This is a genomic window from Paenibacillus sp. LS-5 (assembly GCF_056121505.1).
Genome location: NZ_JBWAVA010000002.1, coordinates 212,954 through 232,952 on the forward strand (window position 1 = coordinate 212,954; position 19,999 = coordinate 232,952).

Annotated in this window: 16 protein-coding genes and 1 other annotated feature; of the genes, 15 read left to right on the forward strand and 1 reads right to left on the reverse strand. The window is 50.8% G+C overall.

What is annotated here, in order from left to right:
• From AC0MA3_RS04240 to AC0MA3_RS04270, 7 genes are all read left to right on the forward strand, one after another.
• Positions 1-693 carry a YggS family pyridoxal phosphate-dependent enzyme gene (locus tag AC0MA3_RS04240; RefSeq protein ID WP_379161256.1) on the forward strand — a complete coding sequence of 231 codons (693 nt, stop codon included), beginning with the start codon at positions 1-3 and terminating at the stop codon, positions 691-693.
• Positions 693-1,136 (forward strand): cell division protein SepF, encoded by a 444-nt coding sequence (locus AC0MA3_RS04245; RefSeq protein WP_379161261.1) that lies wholly within the window; start codon positions 693-695, stop codon positions 1,134-1,136. The genes AC0MA3_RS04240 and AC0MA3_RS04245 overlap by 1 nt, the downstream gene beginning before the upstream one ends.
• Before the next feature lie 7 nt (positions 1,137-1,143).
• Positions 1,144-1,410, forward strand: a complete 267-nt coding sequence (locus tag AC0MA3_RS04250) for a YggT family protein (RefSeq protein ID WP_379161264.1) — start codon at positions 1,144-1,146, stop codon at positions 1,408-1,410.
• 9 nt (positions 1,411-1,419) lie between these two features.
• The gene (locus AC0MA3_RS04255) at positions 1,420-2,202 is read left to right on the forward strand and encodes a YlmH family RNA-binding protein (protein ID WP_474655269.1); all 783 of its coding nucleotides are present in this window, start codon (positions 1,420-1,422) and stop codon (positions 2,200-2,202) included.
• A 322-nt stretch (positions 2,203-2,524) separates the two neighbouring features.
• On the forward strand, positions 2,525-3,010 hold the full coding sequence (locus AC0MA3_RS04260) for a DivIVA domain-containing protein (RefSeq protein ID WP_074085638.1): 486 nt from the start codon (positions 2,525-2,527) through the stop codon (positions 3,008-3,010).
• Positions 3,011-3,135: 125 nt separating this feature from the next.
• Positions 3,136-3,413: a binding site (T-box leader), on the forward strand.
• Positions 3,414-3,920: 507 nt separating this feature from the next.
• A complete protein-coding gene (ileS, locus tag AC0MA3_RS04265; RefSeq protein ID WP_474655441.1) occupies positions 3,921-7,013 on the forward strand; it encodes an isoleucine--tRNA ligase in 3,093 nt (1,030 codons plus the stop codon).
• 167 nt (positions 7,014-7,180) lie between these two features.
• Complete coding sequence (locus AC0MA3_RS04270) at positions 7,181-7,612, forward strand: DUF5665 domain-containing protein (RefSeq protein WP_474655270.1); 432 nt, start codon at positions 7,181-7,183, stop codon at positions 7,610-7,612.
• A 41-nt stretch (positions 7,613-7,653) separates the two neighbouring features.
• On the opposite strand, the gene AC0MA3_RS04275 is transcribed toward AC0MA3_RS04270, so the two are convergent.
• Complete coding sequence (locus tag AC0MA3_RS04275; RefSeq protein ID WP_474655271.1) at positions 7,654-8,382, reverse strand: TraR/DksA C4-type zinc finger protein; 729 nt, start codon at positions 8,380-8,382, stop codon at positions 7,654-7,656.
• A gap of 242 nt (positions 8,383-8,624) precedes the next feature.
• Between AC0MA3_RS04275 and lspA the strand changes: the two genes are divergently transcribed.
• From lspA to carB, 8 genes are all read left to right on the forward strand, one after another.
• Positions 8,625-9,128, forward strand: a complete 504-nt coding sequence (gene lspA, locus AC0MA3_RS04280) for a signal peptidase II (protein ID WP_379161612.1) — start codon at positions 8,625-8,627, stop codon at positions 9,126-9,128.
• Positions 9,121-10,095, forward strand: coding sequence for an RluA family pseudouridine synthase (locus AC0MA3_RS04285; protein WP_474655272.1), 975 nt, complete (start codon positions 9,121-9,123; stop codon positions 10,093-10,095). Before lspA ends, AC0MA3_RS04285 begins: the two co-directional genes overlap by 8 nt.
• 129 nt (positions 10,096-10,224) lie before the next feature.
• Positions 10,225-11,478 carry an LL-diaminopimelate aminotransferase gene (locus AC0MA3_RS04290; RefSeq protein WP_474655273.1) on the forward strand — a complete coding sequence of 418 codons (1,254 nt, stop codon included), beginning with the start codon at positions 10,225-10,227 and terminating at the stop codon, positions 11,476-11,478.
• Positions 11,479-12,476: 998 nt separating this feature from the next.
• Entirely contained in the window at positions 12,477-13,058 is a 582-nt protein-coding gene (pyrR, locus tag AC0MA3_RS04295) for a bifunctional pyr operon transcriptional regulator/uracil phosphoribosyltransferase PyrR (protein WP_379161614.1), read from the forward strand.
• Between the two features lie 2 nt (positions 13,059-13,060).
• Positions 13,061-13,969: an aspartate carbamoyltransferase catalytic subunit gene (locus AC0MA3_RS04300; protein WP_379161277.1), complete on the forward strand. Its 909-nt coding sequence runs from the start codon at positions 13,061-13,063 to the stop codon at positions 13,967-13,969.
• A 103-nt stretch (positions 13,970-14,072) separates the two neighbouring features.
• Complete coding sequence (locus tag AC0MA3_RS04305) at positions 14,073-15,353, forward strand: dihydroorotase (RefSeq protein WP_474655442.1); 1,281 nt, start codon at positions 14,073-14,075, stop codon at positions 15,351-15,353.
• A gap of 136 nt (positions 15,354-15,489) precedes the next feature.
• Positions 15,490-16,668: a glutamine-hydrolyzing carbamoyl-phosphate synthase small subunit gene (carA, locus tag AC0MA3_RS04310; RefSeq protein WP_379161279.1), complete on the forward strand. Its 1,179-nt coding sequence runs from the start codon at positions 15,490-15,492 to the stop codon at positions 16,666-16,668.
• Position 16,669: 1 nt separating this feature from the next.
• On the forward strand, positions 16,670-19,891 hold the full coding sequence (gene carB / locus AC0MA3_RS04315; RefSeq protein ID WP_379161282.1) for a carbamoyl-phosphate synthase large subunit: 3,222 nt from the start codon (positions 16,670-16,672) through the stop codon (positions 19,889-19,891).
• Positions 19,892-19,999 lie beyond the last annotated feature (108 nt).

Consider the following 19,999-nt stretch of genomic DNA (forward strand, 5'->3'; position numbering starts at 1 on the left):
TTGACACTGCAGGATAGAATAGCCGGGGTAGAGGAACGTGTAGCACGTGCCTGTGCGGCAAGTGGCCGGGATGCGGCGGACGTCAAGGTTATCGCAGTGACGAAATATGTGTCTCTGGAAACAGTGTCCGCTGTGCTGGATGCAGGCCTAGAGGATATCGCCGAGAGCCGCTGGCAGGATGCCGAAGCGAAATGGAATGCGCTGGGACATAAGGGCACCTGGCATTTCATCGGACATTTGCAGACGAATAAGGTTAAGGATGTTATCGGTAAATTTCAATATATACACTCGCTTGACCGCTTGTCACTGGCGCGTGAACTGCACAAAAAGGCTGAAGCGGCAGGACTTACCGTCAACGTTTTTCTGCAGGTGAATATCTCAGGAGAAGATACGAAGTTCGGTCTTGCGCCTGGGGAAGTGGCGGAGTTTCTACGTGATATCGCCAGTCTGCACCGCGTTAAGGTTATCGGACTGATGACTATGGCACCTTATGAAGCGGAGCCGGAGCAGACCCGTCCTGTATTTCGCGGACTAAGGGACCTTCGTGATGAGCTGAATCTGCTCGCTTTGACACCTGAGCCTATACAAGAACTGTCGATGGGAATGTCGAATGATTTTGAAGTGGCGATAGAGGAAGGAGCCACCCTGGTGCGTCTGGGGACGGTATTAGTAGGTCATAAGGAGGGAGATTGATGGGCGTGATGAACCGTTTTATGAGTTTTTTGGGCTTGCAGGAGGAAGAGGAAATTGTGGAGCGGGAGCAAATATCCCGCGAGGAAGATGACTATGAGCCCGCCCCTGTAGAAACCCGCAAAAATCAGCGGGCGAACGTCGTCAGTATTCATTCTCAAAAGAATGTGAAAGTCGTATTGTATGAGCCCCGTTCTTATGAGGAAGCTCAGGAAATTGCCGACCATCTCCGGGCCCACCGTACGGTGGTAATTAATCTGCAGCGTGTCAGAAATGACCAGGCGATGCGTATCATTGATTTTCTCAGCGGAACCGTCTATGCCCTTGGAGGAGGAATCTCCAAAATTGGGGGCAATATATTCATGTGTACCCCGGATACTGTTGAAATTCAAGGCACCATTTCGGAGATTCTGGGTGAGGATCAAGACTACAACAGAATGAGGTGAACGGGCTTTGTCCCAGATCAATCTAATTATTGAAATCCTATACAACATCTACTTTGTAATGATTCTTATCTATGTCCTCATGTCCTGGTTGCCGAATGTGCGTGACAGCTTCATCGGTGAACTGCTTGGTAAGCTGGTGGAGCCATATCTGTCACCATTCCGGCGGTTCATCCCGGCGTTGTTCGGCACAATCGACATCTCCCCGATTATTGCATTGTTCGTGCTGGAATTTGCCAAAAACGGATTGCAGTACATTGTGGCATATGTATTTTAGGCGGCTGCAATGAAGAACGAAATTTATGGACATTTCCACCCCGATGAACGGCAATTTGTGGACAAGGCCTGGGAATGGGTTACCTCTGCCGGAGATTATCATGAAACCAAGCTGACTGAATTTCTCGATCCCCGTCAAGGTTTTATTCTCCAGACGCTAGTGAATCGTCATCCCGATGTAACCGTAAGGTGGGAGGGCGGAACTGAAGAAGCTGAGCGGAAGCGTGCATTGGTAGCTCCTGATTACAGAGACCTTGAGGAAGAAGATATGGGGCTAAGGGTGCTCGCCATTTCCTCTGGAGAACAGAAATTCCTCGAATTAGAGCATGGCGATTATATGGGAGCGATCCTAGGCCTAGGAATCAAAAGAGGTAAAATCGGCGATATCCATGTGCTCCCGGATGGTTGCCATGTAGTTGTTGCTGAGGATATTGCTGATTACTTAGCAATGAATCTGACCGGTGTGCACCGGATCAGTGTCAGTACGGAGATTTTACCGTTGTCCAGTCTTCGCAGCAGCAGTGTAAAGCTTGAGAAGATGGAGCTTACGGTAGCTTCGCTGCGGCTTGATGGTATTGCTGCAGATGTGACCCGTCTTAGCCGGAGCAAAATTCTGGCACCCATCAAAGCCGGACGCGTCCGCGTGAACTGGAAGGTAGAAGAAGACCCTTCCTGCGGGCTCAAGGATGGAGATATGGTTTCCATTCAGGGTTTTGGACGCTTCAAGGTTCTGGAGATCGGGAGTCTGACCAAAAAGGGCCGTTACCGGGTGCAGGTTGGCAAATTTGTCTGAATTTCATGCAGGAATCCGGCAGGCCTTGTCGAAATTGAATATCTCTATAGGGAGACAAACATTTTCTGAGCTCTACGCCGATACTTGTAAAAGAGGAAAACCCTAATTATGCATCGGATGAAACAGGCAATCCGTGTATACTTGAGCTACAAAAGGACATATAGTAATATCCTGATCCCTAATTTATAGTTCCTGTTAAAGCGGATACCCTCTTTTTGGAGGACTAAGCCGTTTCTTCTTCAAATACAGTTTTTCTGCTTTGTCTGGGACAAAGTAAGGTTCAGGGGCACATGAGGTCCGAAATTTCTAGGAGGTGCACAGCATGCCATTAACACCGCTCGATATACATAACAAGGAATTCTCCCGGAGAATCCGCGGTTATGATGAGGACGAGGTCAACGAATTTCTGGATCAGGTGATCAAGGATTATGAGAGCGTCATCCGCGAGAACAAGGAGCTGCACAATCAGCTGTTGTCCATTCAGGAGCGGCTCGATCATTTTGTGAATATCGAAGAGAGTTTATCCAAGACCATCCTTGTTGCTCAGGAAGCTGCAGATGATGTGAAGAATAACTCCAAGAAGGAATCACAGCTGATTATCAAGGAAGCAGAGAAAAACGCCGACCGTATTATCAACGAAGCCCTCTCCAAATCCCGCAAGGTTGCGATCGAGACGGAAGAATTGCGCAAGCAGGCGTCGATCTACCGTACCCGTTTCCGCACACTGCTCGAAGCGCAGCTGGAATTGCTGTCTACGGATGATTGGAATGCTCTGGAGAGTCGTGAAGTGAGTGAGAACACACTCTGAATAACAGACTGTTCATGTCACATACTTCATGTAGCAGGAACGTCTGCTCCGGAGAACAGAGGTCTGCAAGATTGACATTTACAATTAAAACGTCTATAACTAGAACATATCTGTAATCTTTTCATATCTATTCGATGACGGGACAAGTACGATAAGGTAACGTTCTCCAGAGAGTCGGCGATTGCTGCGAGCCGATGTTCATGCCTTGCTCGGAAGATCTTCCCCTAGAAGCTAAGCTGAAGCGTTCCCTACGTGCGTAAGCTTAAGCCGTCTGCCGGACGTTATCCCGGACCTGCGTGGCTATCATTACGCAGAACTGAGATTGTACTGAATACACTCCCCCTTAGGATGTGCATGAGGTGCAGAATTAGGGTGGTATCGCGAGCGTCGTCTCGCCCCTTTTGGGGCGGGGCGACGCTTTATTTATGTTTAGGGGCGGACATCCCCCTAAATCCCCCTTCTAAGGGGGACCCCAAGGGCTGGCCGCCCTCTGGACACCCGCAATAAGGGATTATCGTGGATTAGATGGACGTCCGCGGAAGGGGAAGGATTTGTTCGGCGGGGGAACGGCCCTTCTTAGGCTCCCCTGGCGGGGACGCCTGCAGGGCCTTACATGCGATAAGAGCAAAATGCATGAACAAAGAGCTAGAGCAAAGAGCTAGAGCAAAGAGTAAACAAAGGGCTCCCGGCCTAGCGCTGCCCGAACGGGTTCGCGGACCGGTACGCCTGAGGTAGAGCGTGCCGCTTGCTGCGACAAGCGGGCACTACAGCCACAATAGATCAAAACCTGCCACTCCCTCGGATGTAGACAACATTCCAGGTGTCCATAGGGGGAAACCCTTGGGGCCCTCCCTTGGCTAAGGGAGGGTTTGGGAGGGATCGAAATATATTACGAAAGGATTGACCTATGATGCAAAAAGTAGATGTCAAAGAAAAAGCGCGGGCCAGAGACGTCCGTATTTTGAAGAAATGGAGCGACGAAAATACGTTCCGCAGATCAATGGAGAACCGCGAAGGCCGTCCGAATTATGTGTTCTATGAAGGTCCGCCGACGGCTAACGGTGTGCCGCATATCGGGCACGTGCTGGGCCGGGTCATCAAGGACTTTGTCGGTCGTTATCAGACGATGAAGGGTTTCCGGGTGGTGCGTAAGGCAGGCTGGGATACTCACGGCCTTCCGGTAGAACTCGGTGTACAGAAGAAGCTGGGAATCTCCGGGAAGCAGGAGATTGAAGAATATGGTGTGGAGAAGTTTATCAAAGAGTGTAAGGATAGTGTCTTCGGATATGAGAAGCAATGGCGCGAGTTCACGGAAGCCATCGGCTACTGGACCGATCTTGATAATCCTTATGTCACTTTGGACAATACCTACATTGAAAGTGTATGGAACATCCTCGCTACGGTCCATGAGAAAGGTCTGTTGTACCGTGGTCACCGTGTAAGCCCATATTGCCCAAGTTGCCAGACTACACTCAGCTCGCATGAAGTGGCGCAAGGCTATAAGACGGTCAAAGACCTCAGTGCAACAGCTAAGTTCAAGCTGGAGGGCAGCGGGGATTATGTATTGGCCTGGACGACTACACCTTGGACCCTTCCGGCACACATGGCGCTGGCGATGAACCCGGATATGGAATATGTACGTGCCCAGCAGGAAGATGGCGTATATGTGCTAGCGAAGAATCTGGTTGAAGAAGTACTGAAGGGTGATTACACTATCCTGTCTACCCATAAGGGCACGGATTTCATCGGACAGAGCTACACACCTCCGTTCAATTACATCAAGGCGGAGAAACACAATGTAATTGTAGGGGCATCTTTTGTTACGGATTCCAGCGGTACCGGGATCGTACACATGGCGCCGGCACATGGGGAAGATGACTATAAGAGCTGCCGCGAGAATGGCATCAGCTTCGTAAATGTGGTGGATACCTCCGGGAAATATACGGATGTGGTATCTGATTTTGCCGGACGGTTTGTGAAGGATTGTGATCTTGATATTGTGAAGGTGCTCTCCGAAAAAGGACTGCTGTACAACAAGGAGAAATACGAGCACAGCTACCCGTTCTGCTGGCGCTGCGATACTCCTCTGCTCTACTATGCGACAGACAGCTGGTTCATCCAGACCACTGCCATCAAGGACCAGCTCATCGCAAATAATAATTCTGTGGATTGGTACCCGGATCATGTGCGTGATGGCCGCTTCGGTAAATTCCTGGAAGAACTGGTCGACTGGAACATCAGCCGTAACCGCTATTGGGGAACTCCACTGAATATCTGGGTCTGCCAGGATACGGGTAAAGAGTTCGCACCGCACAGCATTGCTGAGCTGAGATCGATGGCTATAGGCGAAGTGGCAGAGGATATTGAACTGCACAAGCCTTACGTGGATAATATTAAGCTGCGCAGTCCGTTCAGCGAAGGCGGAGTCATGGTGCGTACCTCCGAGGTGATTGACGTATGGTTCGATAGCGGCTCGATGCCGTTCGCCCAGAGCCACTATCCGTTTGAGAATGAAGACAGATTCGAGGATCAGTATCCGGCGGATATGATCTGCGAAGGGATTGACCAGACACGCGGATGGTTCTACAGCTTGCTCGCCGTGTCGACGTTGTTTACGGGCAAAGCACCTTACAAAGCAGTCATTGCCCACGGCCACATCTTCGATGAGAATGGTCAAAAAATGTCCAAATCCAAAGGCAATGTCATCGACCCTTGGGAGATCATGAACGAATACGGTACAGATGCATTCCGCTGGGCAATTCTCTCCGACAGCGCGCCATGGAACAACAAACGCTTCTCGCGCGGCTTGGTGGGAGAGACCAAATCCAAAGTTGTGGATACGCTGGTCAATACCCATGCATTCCTTACGCTGTATGCCGGCATCGACGGTTACGATCCGGCGGATCACCCGTTCAAAGTATCGGAGCATAAGCTGGACCGCTGGATTCTTTCCCGTTTGAACAGCTTGATTCTGGTTGTAGATAAGGGCTTGGCCGTTAACGATTTCGTCAATACGTCCAAGGCGGTTGAGAATTTTGTGGATGAGCTGAGCAACTGGTATATCCGTCGTTCCCGTGACCGTTTCTGGGGTAGCGGTTTGGGTGAAGAGAAGCTTGACGCTTACCGCACACTGACGCATGTTCTGCTGACCACAGCTACACTGATGGCGCCATTTACACCGATGCTGTCCGAGGATATCTTTACGAACCTGGGCGGGGGCGAAAGCGTACATTTGGTTGACTATCCTGTGGCAGATAAGAGTCTAATTGATCTGGAACTGGAACAGGACATGGAGAACGCAAGACAAATCGTTGAGCTGGCCCGTAACGTTCGTAACGAGTCGGGCATCAAGACGCGTCAGCCGTTGTCCGAACTGATTGTATCCATCGACCGCAGCTTCCATGTGGCGGATTATGAAGAGATCATCAAGGAAGAGATCAACGTAAAAGAGATTGTGGTGGAGCACAGCGACAGCGGATTTGTAGATTTTACCTTGAAGCTTAACCTTAAGGTGGCCGGGAAAAAATACGGTAAAAACGTCGGCTTCCTCCAGGGCTTCCTGAAAGCACTCGACAGCGAGGCTACTCGTAAAACGGTTCAGGATGGCGTTATCGCCATTGTCTCTCCGGAAGGGGAAGAACTTCAGATTACCGCTGAAGAGCTGCTTGTGGAGAAACAGGCCAAACCAGGCTTTGCTTCGGCATCCGGGTACGGGCTCACTGTAGCGCTGAATACAGAGATCACGCCTGAACTGGTGCAGGAAGGCTGGGTACGCGAGATCGTGCGTGCAGTGCAGGATTACCGCAAACGCCTCGATCTGCCGATCGAAAAACGGATCGCGCTGACACTCAAGGTAGACGACGAGCTCAAGGCTGCAGTCACGGCTTTTGAACATGTACTGCGTGAGAATGTGCTTGTAACTACGGTTGATTTTGATGGGGAATATACCTTTGAGACTGTAGATGCCGGCGGCAAATCGATCGGAATTCACCTCGAAATCTAAAGCCTTGCATTACCTGTCCTTAAATGGCATATACTAGCGGCAAAGGAAAAGGTTCTAGGGGTTAGCAGCACAATGACGAGCCCGGTACTTAAGGAGAGTCTTCTCTCTTTTGACCGGGCTCGTTTCGTGTGTTGACCCTTTAGTGACGCTAGGGAGGAGCCAATGCTATGGAGGGACGGCAAGAGGACAAGCACCGGTTCGGGAAGACCGGAAGAATCTCCATCAGAACATCAGGAACCGGTAGTAATACGAAAGACATTAAGGATATTCCAGAATGGAAGCGGGACCCTCATGACCTTCCGCAGGAAGAAAAGCTGAATGCCGTATACCGGCTGACTTCGGGATTGGTCCAGCAGATGGAGAAGGCGCGCATTGCAGAGTATACGCAGCTCCTGAATTCACCCTGGCGTCTGATTTGGCTGAATATCCTCTCAGGAACGGCGCGGGGACTGGGGATCGCGCTTGGTTTTACTTTTTTTGCCGCGACCATTATTTATGTGCTTCAGGTTCTTGGAGCGCTCAATCTGCCGATTATCGGTGATTATATTGCAGATATCGTACGGATTGTTCAGCATCAGCTCGAACTGAAGACTTTCTAAGAAAGAATATGCCTGGAAAAGGAAAAAAGAGCAGCACGGGGCTACTCTCTTTCTTTTTTGCCTTGTGGATCAAGCAGATAGCTTCCTTCTTCACTGTCCATATAATGACGGTAGCTTGATCCCTTAATGACAGTCATATGATTCCCGGCAATATCAGTGGCGATGAAATTCTCCCAAGGCTCCACGAAGCCCTCGGTTTCATCTGCTTCAATCTCCATATCGTTATAAGAGGAAATGTCATTTCCCTCGGCCATGGCGGGTGAATTGGAGCTGCCCCAGCTCTCCACAATCTGCCAGGCATCTTCACCGTCGAACCCGTTCTGCTCACGTTCATCCAGACTGGTGCGCCCAAACGGGGGGGATAGAAATTCCTCTTCCGCAGGTCTAGTGAAAGGTGCGCTTTGGCGGGGATTATGCTCTTTGCAAAAGCGGGTAAGCGGTACGGCATTCAAACGTTCCAGAGGAATGTCTTCGCCGCAGACGGCACAGATTCCATAGGTTCCTTCGTCCATGGCAGCCAGGGCAGCATCGATGTCATCGAGTTCATGCTCATCACGCTCCAGAAGCGAAATATCCATAGAACGGTGGTACAGCTCCGTGGCGGCGTCGCCCGGATGGTTGTCGATCTCCGTAAGGTCTCCCGTCATGTCACGCATGGAGTCCTGTAGCCCGTAGTGCGCATTATTTTTTAATCTATGTTCAATATCTTCCCGCTGCTGAATGACCGCAGCCCGCAGCTTCGAGAGCTGCTCCGCCGGCAGATGGCTCATGGGTGTTAGCTCCTTTCGTATCGCTTCCTTAGCATCGTCCGTTCTCAATCAAGCCGGATGCTTCTTGAATAGGTTGACCGGAGAGATGCTATTTTAACGATGGCAAATCCTCCCCGGTTTGGAGTGCCGAGCCCTGTCCTGGCAATAGACGGCTTCTTGAGGCCTGTGCTACAATATACAAGTCTTTATACAGTATTCGTACCGCTTTCAGCGGGGAAAATAAGAACGGAGTGACAACTTCTGTGGTGTACTATCTGATAGCGCTAATCGTATTTTTGGTGGACCAGGGTACCAAGTATTTAATTGCTACCCGGCTGGAGCTCGCGGAGCAGATTCCGGTAATCAAGGATTTTTTCATCATTACCTCCCACCGCAATCAAGGAGCGGCTTTTGGTATTCTTCAGGGACAGCAATGGTTCTTTTTTCTGATTACCGTCATTGTGGTGGCCGGAATCGTCTGGTATTTGAACAAAGCCAGAGCGACCCGCAAGCTGCTGCCCACCGCACTTGCACTGGTGCTTGGCGGAGCTGTAGGCAATTTTTTGGACCGGCTGCTGAACGGAGAGGTTGTTGACTTCCTGATGTTCAATTTCGGCAGCTACACCTTTCCAATCTTTAACGTAGCCGACTCTTGCATTGTTGTAGGTGTGGCGCTGATTATTCTGGATACACTGCGGGATATGAAGAGCGGAGATGAAATCACCGAAGTGAAGGAATCCAAGGAAGTTAAGGAAGGGAATGAATGATTTGAATAAAGACGTCAATGAGCAGGCGGCAACCGGCGCCTTCGAGGAAGATAAGGACGTCACTGAATGGACTGTTGCCGGCGAGAATGCCCGGGAACGGATTGATAAATATATAACAGAGTCCTGGGAAGAAGAAGTTTCCCGCTCACAGGTGCAGCTATGGATCAGCGGCGGACATGTAACGGTTAACGGTTCTCCGGTCAAAGCCAATTACAAGCTGAATGAGGGTGATGTGGTTGGCGTCACCGTACCGGAAGCGGAGGTCACAGACCTCATTGCTGAAGATATTCCGCTTGAAGTGGCGTATGAAGACAGTGATGTTATCGTTGTGAACAAACCGCGCGGAATGGTTGTCCATCCTGCAGTGGGTCATCCGTCAGGGACTCTGGTCAATGCGCTGATGTACCATTGCAAAGACCTGTCGGGTATTAACGGAGAGATTCGTCCGGGCATTGTGCACCGTATTGACAAGGATACCTCCGGACTCATTATGGTCGCCAAAAATGACGCCGCTCACGCTTCGCTAGCAGCCCAGCTTAAGGAACATACTGTAACCCGCCGCTACATAGCTGTAGTGCACGGGAATTTGTCCCATGACCAGGGTACGGTGGATGCTCCGATTGGCCGTGATCCGCATGACCGTAAGCTCTATACCGTAACCGAGAAGAACAGCAAACGTTCTGTGACCCATTTTACAGTATTGGAGCGTTTGGGGGATTATACGCTGCTGGAGCTTCAGCTGGAGACCGGGCGGACCCATCAGATTCGCGTGCATATGAAGTTTATCGGTCATCCGCTGGTCGGAGATCCGATCTATGGACGCAGCAAAGGGACTACCATGAACGGACAAGCTCTTCATGCCGCTATCCTGGGATTTGTGCATCCTTCTTCCGGTGAATATATGGAATATAGTGCGCCAATTCCGGCGGATATGGAAGAACTGCTTTTTGCATTACGGAGCAGATAAGTACAAATCAACTGACTATAAATCCATGGTTTTGATATCGGCTTTGCGGCATATTTAGAACATGGAATCAAGCAGGAACGGTTTCACTGTACTTATTTTAATAACCAGCCAGGAGATGAGATTAAGAATATGAGTATTGAACAATATCAGAATACCTTCATTCAGACTAATTTTGCGGACCGCATCGGCGGAGCGAACTACGGTAAAGATACAGCTATATACAAATTCGAGAAAATCAAACGCGCCAAGGCATCGGCGAAACAGGATTTTCCGAATATTGAGCTAATTGATATGGGTGTTGGTGAGCCGGACGAAATGGCAGACGAAGGCATTATTGCCAAGCTTGCTGTCGAAGCAGCCAAAGAAGAAAACCGCGGATATGCAGATAACGGAATTCCTGAGTTCAAAGCCGCAGCCGCAGCTTATCTTAAGGAAGTTTTCAGTGTAGACGGTATTGATCCTGTAACCGAAGTGGTACACTCCATTGGTTCGAAGCCGGCGCTGGCCATGCTGCCGTCCTGCTTCATTAATCCGGGTGATATTACAATCATGACGGTTCCGGGCTATCCGGTACTGGGTACCCATACCAAGTATCTGGGTGGACAAGTATTCACGGTGGAGCTCAAGAAGGAGAACAACTTCCTGCCGGACCTGAACTCCATTCCTGATGATGTTGCCCGCAAGGCAAAGCTGCTCTACCTGAACTATCCTAATAACCCTACGGGTGCTAGTGCGACCCCTGAGTTCTTCAGCGAAGTTGTAGCTTGGGCCAAGAAATATGATGTAGTTGTAATCCATGATGCTCCATACGCTGCATTGACCTATGACGGCGTGAAGCCGCTCAGCTTCTTGTCTGTACCAGGCGCTAAGGATGTCGGCGTTGAACTTCACTCCCTGTCCAAGTCGTACAACATGACCGGATGGAGAATCGGATTCGTTGCCGGGAATCCTCTGGTAGTCAAAGCCTTCAGTGATGTGAAGGATAATAATGACTCCGGTCAATTCATTGCTATTCAAAAGGCAGCAGCCTACGGTCTCGCTCACCCTGAGATTACCGAAGCGATTGCCGCGAAGTATTCGCGCCGCCACAACATGCTGGTAGACGCCCTGAATAGCCTTGGCTTCTCCGCAGAGAAACCAAAAGGATCTTTCTTCCTTTATGTGGCGGCTCCAAAAGGGATCAAGGACGGTCGCCGTTTTGAATCCGGCGAGGACTTCTCGCAGTTCCTCATCCGCGAGAAGCTGATTTCTACTGTGCCTTGGGATGATGCTGGCCCGTTCGTACGGTTCTCCGTAACCTTCATCGCCAAAGGCGAAGAAGAAGAGAAACGCGTCATCTCCGAAATTCAAAGACGCCTTAGCGACGTTGAATTTGAGTTTTAATTGAATGGATTTCGGTAAGCCGCTGCAGAGAAATCTGCGGCGGCTTTTTTGCGTCAGTTCAGACTTAATATGTTCCCGGGGAAACTGTACTTTGTGGATCAACTAAGTCTTCACTGAAACAGGCTCTGTTCATCTATTTTCTCGATGTGTGACCCTGTTAACTTTGGTAGAAATTCCTGCATAGAATACAACTTTGTTGCGCTGAGAGTGACGATTATGTGCATATCCTGCACGTAATGCAACATTCTCAACGTATTTGTGTTTGAACAGCTGGTAATGCTGCATTTCATACAACAATTTTGATCTGAGCTCAACTTTTATCAGTATATTATGTTTTATATGCAGCATTTTCACCCATTGACTATCCCAGCTACTAGGCCTTATCACAAATACGATCGCTCTCAGCATCTTTAAACACGGATATTGCCCCGAGCCATGGAAATGCTTAGATTATGCCAATCGTAGACAGCACTCCTGTTCTGCTTCTGCTGTTAATCACCGTCAGCTTCGTTAAATAAGAAGCTGGCGATTTTTTTACCACTACTTATAAACTTTATTTTAAAGTGGGAGTAGCGAAGGGGAAGTTTGGAACTGTAGGAGCGAGAGCGTCCGCCTTTAGGTTTGGATTTCTAACGCAGACAGCGGAATCAAATCAGGAAATCCAAACCTAACAGCGGCCGAAAGTCCAAATATTCACCGTAGTTACGGCTGCCACCTTAATATAAATTTCTCCCATTTGACACCCGCCGTAACATCTGTCATAATTCCTTTAGTTGAATATGCGCCTTTAATTCAGTCCCGTGAGGCTGGCAAGGTAACGTGAATCGAGGTTCGCGACATGTAAAGAGGAATCCGTATGTGTACGGAGGGTCTTTATATACGCGCGGACACGCCATCTTTTTGAATCTGCGGATTTCACTCCTTGCCTGTTTCGGGCAAGGAGTTTTTTGTTATCCGGGAACTTGAACAGGCGATCAAGCAGGAGGATGGCAGGGATGATGGTTACTGAGAAAAATGTGATTATGGACGAAACGGCAATCCGCCGGGCGCTGTCACGCATTGCCCATGAGATTTTGGAGAAGAACAAAGGGATTGAGAATTGCCTGCTGGTGGGAATCCGGACACGCGGAGTGTACCTAGCGCAGCGAATCGCGGAACGCATCAAGGAGATTGAGGGGATCGAGATTCCTTATGGAGAGCTGGATATTACGCATTACCGCGATGACCGTGAAGGCGGCGGTGACAACCGCGAAGCCATGGACCGCACGGTGGTGAACAGTAATCTGACCCTCCCGGCCGGCTCCAGCGGCATCCACGACAAGAAAGTAATTTTGTTCGATGATGTGCTCTATACCGGCCGGACGATCCGGGCTGCGATGGATGCATTGATGGATTGCGGACGGCCACGGATGATCCAGCTGGCAGTTCTTGCAGACCGTGGACACCGCGAGCTTCCCATCCGGCCGGATTATATCGGCAAAAATGTACCAACCTCCAAGCATGAGCAGATTGAAGTAGCGCTGACCGAATTTGATGGCAAGGATGAGGTTTACATTATTTCCAACCGGGAGGAACGATAACAATGATGACCGCAACCAAGGTGAAGGAACGCAGTCTGCTGGGAATTAAGGAGCTGGACCGGACAGAAATTATGCAGCTTTTGAACAGAACGGCGTACTGGGATAATCAAACCGAGAAGCTGACACCTGTGCTGAGATCGCATTTTGTGGCCAACATGTTTTTTGAGAACAGTACACGTACCCGGTTTTCCTTCGAAATGGCTGAGAAACGGCTGGGTGTCCAGGTGCTTAACTTCACGGCTGCGGCTTCCAGTGTGGAAAAAGGCGAATCGATCTACGACACTGTACGCACTCTTGAGTCCATGGGGATTGACGCCGGAGTTGTGCGTATGAAGCCTGCAGGGGTGCTGCAGCAACTGGCAGAGAAGGTATCCATCCCGCTGATCAATGCGGGGGACGGCAATAACGAGCATCCCACACAGGCGCTGCTGGATCTGTATACGATGAACAAAAATTTTGGCGAGCTGAAGGGCCTTAAAGTATCGATTATCGGGGATATTATGCATAGCCGTGTGGCCCGCTCGAACCTCTGGGGATTGACGAAGATGGGAGCTAAGGTGCAGTTCTGCGCACCGGATAACATGAAGGCTCCTGAGCTTGCGGAGTATGCGCCTTATGTAACCATGGAAGAAGCACTCAAGGCGGATGTGGTCATGATGCTGCGTGTTCAGCTGGAACGCCATGCTTCAGGTATCCTGCTATCGCCGGAAGAATACCGGAGACAGTTCGGACTTACGGAAGAGCGTGCCGCGAAGCTGGACAAGAGTACCATCATCATGCACCCTGCACCGGTGAACCGGAATGTCGAAATTGACGATGCTGTTGTGGAGAGTGACAAGTCGCGGATTTTTCCTCAGATGGCGAATGGCGTACCTGTACGTATGGCGGTTATGGAAAGAGCCATCCTCTAAAAAACCTGACACAATCTTATTAATAAATATACACAAAGATGAATTTTTATTATATAATAACTACAGAGCTCGGGGCCGATCGCCTGCGGGTAGAAGGAGAATCATAACCGTGATCATCAAGAACGCCAGTGTACTGAATGAGAAAGGCGTGCTAGAGCGCAAACATATCGTAGTCCAGGATGGACTCATCACAGCCATCAAGAACGACAACGAGGTCTTAGACGAAGCCGGTGAGATCATTGAGGCGGAAGGCAAGCTGCTGATTCCGGGATTGATCGATATGCATGTGCATCTGCGGGAACCTGGTTTTGAACATAAGGAGACTATTGAGACAGGAGCACGTTCAGCTGCCAAGGGCGGTTTTACCACTATTGCCTGCATGCCGAATACCCGTCCTGTAACAGATAGTCCTGAAGTTGTGAAGTTCGTGAAGGATAAAGCGGATGAAGCTGGACTGGTGAAGGTGCTGCCTTATGCAGCAATTACGAAAAATGAGCTCGGGCGCGAGCTGACTGATTTTGCCGCCTTGAAAGAGGCTGGGGCGATTGGGTTCACGGATGACGGTGTAGGCGTACAGAGCGCTCAGATGATGAAGGATGCAATGAAAATCGCGGCTGGACTGGATATGCCGGTTATTGCCCACTGCGAAGACAATTCGCTGGTGGAGGGCTGCGCGGTCGCTGAGGGAACTTTTGCCGATAAGCACGGTTTGAAAGGAATTCCGAATGAATCGGAGGCCATTCATGTCGGACGTGATATTCTGCTCGCTGAAGCAACAGGGGTACACTACCATGTCTGCCATGTCAGTACAGAGCAATCTGTCCGCCTTATCCGGCAGGCCAAGGAGATTGGCATTAAGGTAACTGCAGAGGTATGTCCGCATCATCTGCTGCTCTCGGAAGAGGATATTCCGGGCATGGACGCCAATTGGAAAATGAACCCGCCGCTGCGCTCACGCCGTGATGTGGAAGCTTGTATCGCAGGTCTGCTGGACGGTACGCTGGATATCATCGTCACCGACCATGCACCGCACAGCGAAGAAGAAAAGGCTAAAGGCATGCAGCTTGCGCCTTTCGGCATCGTTGGTTTTGAGACAGCGTTTCCGCTGCTGTATACGGCATTTGTAGCCACAGGCAAATGGGATCTGTCACTGCTTGTACAACGTATGACGGCTGATCCGGCCCGGGTATTCCGGCTGAATACAGGCAGTCTGACGGTTGGATTACCGGCAGATTTGACACTGATTGATCTAACGGACGAAAAAGAAGTGAATCCCGCTTCGTTTGCCAGCAAAGGACGCAATACTCCTTTTGCCGGTTGGAAGCTTAAAGGCTGGCCGGTTAAGACATGGGTGAACGGCAAAGCCGTATGGACTGAAGAATAACGGACGGACTGGTAGAGCGAAGCTGCCGGCTGTATGGGGTCAGGGTATAACATACGGCGGTATTTTCGCGCGCTTGCTCCGGAAATCCAGCAAGACATAAGAACCAGACTACAGAAACAAGAAGGAGTGGAAGGAAATGCAGGCGAGATTGCTGCTTCAGGACGGAACGCTGTTCACAGGTACCGCATTTGGTGCGGAAGGTGAAAAGACGGGCGAGGTTGTTTTTAACACAGGGATTACAGGTTATCAGGAGGTGCTGTCAGACCCTTCCTACTGCGGCCAGATCGTGACCATGACTTATCCGCTGATCGGAAACTATGGCATCACACGCGATGATTTTGAATCTGTGCGTCCATTCGTGCACGGCTTTGTCGTGCGCCGCCATGAGGAAGTTCCCAGCAACTGGCGCGCTGAATATAGCGTAGATGACTTGCTGAAGGAATATGGCATTCCCGGAATCAGTGAGATTGATACCCGGATGCTCACCCGCATTATCCGCCACTACGGCACCATGAAGGCGATTCTTACCACTTCCAACAAGCGTGTGGAAGAGCTGATGGAAATGATGGGTGACACCACTATTGAAGAACTGCGTAACCAGGTGGCCCGCACCTCTACCACTAAGACCTACAGCAGTCCCGGCAACAAGGAGCGGATCGTGCTTGTCGACTACGGTGCGAAGACAGGTATTCTGCGCGAGCTGAACAACCGCGGCTGTGATGTGGTTGTAGTACCACATGATGTGACTGCCGATGAGATCCGTAGATTGAATCCGGACGGAATTCAGCTGTCCAACGGCCCTGGGGACCCGAAAGACGTGCCTTACGCAGTCCAGACGATCTCTGAACTGCTCGGTGAATATCCAATCTTCGGCATCTGCCTGGGACATCAATTGTTCGCACTGGCTTGCGGCGCGGATACTGAGAAGCTTAAATTCGGCCACCGCGGCGGTAATCATCCGGTCAAAGAACTCGAAAGCGGACGGTGCTTCATCACCTCCCAGAATCATGGCTACACGGTAAATGAGGAATCTGTGCGGAATACAGATCTTGAAGTGACTCACATTAACAATAATGATAAGACCGTCGAGGGAGTCAGACATACCCGCTACCCCGCATTTTCGGTGCAATATCATCCGGAAGCGGCACCGGGACCGCACGACAGCAGCTATTTGTTCGACCGTTTCCTCCAGATGATTGCCGATCACAAAGCTCAGACTCCGTCAAGCTCGCGCCAGGCGCAGCTTGCAGCCAATGCCAGAATCACGGCATCGAACATTACACCGCAGCTTGAAGCCGTGAAAGGAGCACTATAACATGCCAAAGAACGATAAGCTCAAAAAAATTCTCGTGATCGGCTCCGGTCCGATCGTCATCGGCCAGGCCGCTGAGTTCGACTATGCCGGAACTCAGGCCTGTCAGGCCCTCAAAGAAGAAGGCGTTGAGGTTGTACTGATCAACAGCAACCCGGCCACGATCATGACAGATACCAATATGGCTGACAAGGTCTATATCGAGCCGATCACCCTTGAATTCGTTACCGCAATTATCCGCCAGGAGCGTCCGGACGGACTGCTGCCTACGCTTGGCGGTCAGACCGGTCTGAATATGGCTGTGGAACTGGCACGCGCTGGCGTCCTGGAGAAGGAGAACGTGAAGCTGCTGGGTACACAGCTCGAATCCATCGAAAAGGCTGAAGACCGCGACTTGTTCCGTGAACTGATGCGCGAGCTGGAGCAGCCGGTACCGGAAAGCTCCATTATTACCAGTGTGGAAGAAGCTATGGACTTCGCAGCCGGTATCGGATACCCGCTGATCGTCCGCCCCGCTTACACACTGGGTGGAACTGGCGGCGGGATTTGTGACAACGAGGAAGAACTGCGTGAAACCGTGAAGGCTGGTATCCGTTACAGCCCGATCGGCCAATGCCTGGTGGAGAAGAGCATCGCCGGGATGAAGGAAGTAGAATATGAGGTCATGCGCGATGCGAACGATAACTGCATCGTGGTCTGCAACATGGAGAACTTTGATCCGGTTGGTGTGCATACAGGTGACAGTATCGTCGTAGCGCCAAGCCAGACCTTGTCCGACCGGGAATACCAGATGCTGCGCAGCGCTTCACTGAAGATTATCCGTGCCCTGAACATCGAAGGTGGCTGTAACGTCCAGTTCGCGCTGGATCCGCAGAGCTACCAGTATTATGTGATTGAAGTGAACCCGCGTGTCAGCCGTTCCTCGGCGCTGGCTTCGAAAGCGACCGGTTATCCGATTGCCAAGATGGCAGCCAAAATAGCCCTCGGCTACACGCTGGATGAAATTGTAAATCCGGTAACTGGCCAGACCTATGCCTGCTTCGAGCCGACACTTGACTATATCGTGAGCAAAATTCCACGCTGGCCGTTTGACAAGTTCATCTATGCGAACCGCAAACTGGGTACACAGATGAAGGCAACCGGCGAGGTAATGGCGATCGGCCGTACCTTTGAAGAGTCGATTCACAAAGCTATTCGTTCCCTTGAAATCGGTGTGCACCGTTTCCGCCTTCCGGGTGCAGAGCAACTGGAGGACAGCGTGCTTCGCACAAGGCTCGCCAAGCCAGATGATGAGCGTCTGTTCCTGATCGCTGAGGCCTTCCGCCGCGGTTATGGCTTGCAGGAGATTCAGGATATCACGAGCGTAGACTGGTGGTTCCTCTCCAAGATCGAGGGTCTAGTGAACTTTGAAGATGAGATCCGCAGCGAAGAAACGCTGTCGCCGGAAACACTGTATCAAGCTAAGCGTAAAGGCTTCACTGACCGGGCGATTGCCGAGATCCGGGCGGAAGGTCGTTCAGGTCTTGAGCAGACCAAAGAATCCGAAGTCCGCGTGATGCGTATTCAGCAAGGACTGGTTCCGGTATTCAAAATGGTTGATACCTGCGCCGCTGAATTTGAAGCCTCAACGCCATATTACTACTCGACTTACGAAACAGAGAATGAGGTCATTCATTCCGACAAGCAAAAGGTCATTGTACTGGGTTCCGGTCCTATCCGGATAGGCCAGGGTATCGAATTCGATTACTCTACCGTACATGCAGTATGGGCGATTCAAAAAGCCGGCTATGAAGCAGTAATTATCAACAACAATCCAGAGACAGTGTCTACGGATTTCAATACCTCGGACCGGCTGTATTTTGAGCCGCTGTTCTTCGAGGATGTTATGAATGTTATCGCTCAGGAAAATCCTATCGGCGTCATTGTCCAGTTCGGTGGACAGACAGCTATCAACCTGGCCGCTCCGCTGGCTGCTGCGGGTGTGAATATTCTGGGCACCAGCCTGGAGAGCATCGATGAAGCTGAGAACCGCAAGAAATTCGAAGCACTGCTGGCCCGTCTGGATATCGCTCAGCCGAAGGGCAAGACGGTCATCAACATTGATGAAGCTGTAGAAACCGCACAATCGCTCGGGTATCCGGTTCTGGTTCGTCCTTCCTACGTGCTGGGCGGCCGTGCGATGGAGATTGTCTACAATGATACAGAGCTGCTGAGCTACATGGTTGAAGCGGTGAAGGTCAATCCGGAACATCCGGTGCTAATCGACCGCTATATGCTTGGTAAAGAGGTTGAAGTTGATGCCATCTGCGACGGTGAGACCGTAGTTATTCCGGGTATTATGGAGCATGTAGAGCGCGCAGGCGTTCACTCCGGTGACTCCATCGCCGTCTATCCGCCGCAGTACCTGGACGAAGGCCTGAAGCAGAAGATTGCTGAAATCACCATCAAAATTGCTAAAGAGCTGAAGACCATCGGGCTGGTCAACATCCAGTTCGTTATCTATCAAAATGAAGTGTATGTCATCGAGGTTAACCCGCGCTCCTCGCGTACGGTTCCATTCCTGAGCAAGGTGACTGGGATTCCTATGGCTCACCTCGCCACCAAAATTATCCTCGGCGGCAAGCTGAAAGAGGACGGTTATACAGAGGGTCTGTGGCCGGAGAGCGACTATGTTTCGGTAAAAGTGCCGGTGTTCTCTTTTGCCAAGCTGCGCAGAGTAGAGCCTACGCTCGGGCCGGAAATGAAATCGACCGGTGAAGTTATGGGCCGCGACAAGCTCTACGCCAAAGCCCTCTATAAGGGACTGATTGGAGCGGGCATGAAGATTCCGGCAACCGGAGCCATCATTGTTACGGTAGCGGACAAAGACAAGGCGGAAGCCGTTGAGCTGATGAAGGGCTTCCATGCCATGGGCTACAAAATCATTGCTACTGGCGGTACAGCTCTTGCGCTTGAACAAGCGGGCCTGAACGTGATGAACGTCAACAAGCTGGATGAAGGAGAGCCGACCATCCTCGATCTGATCCGCGGGGGTCAAGCCAACTTCGTCTTCAATACCCTGACCAAGGGCAAGACACCAGAGCGCGACGGCTTCCGTATCCGCCGGGAAGCCGTAGAGAACGGTGTTGTGTGTATGACATCGCTCGATACAGTAACGGCGCTGCTGAGAATGCTCCAGACGATCAACTTCTCTTCCCAGTCAATGCCTGCTTTTGTCGGACAATAAGATTGAAAATATATAAGGCAGCCTTTCGGGGTGATGTCACAGGGACGGTTTGCGTTAGCGCAGACCGTTCCGCTGCGCCCGGAGATAAATCCCAGTAAAGTAGAGGCT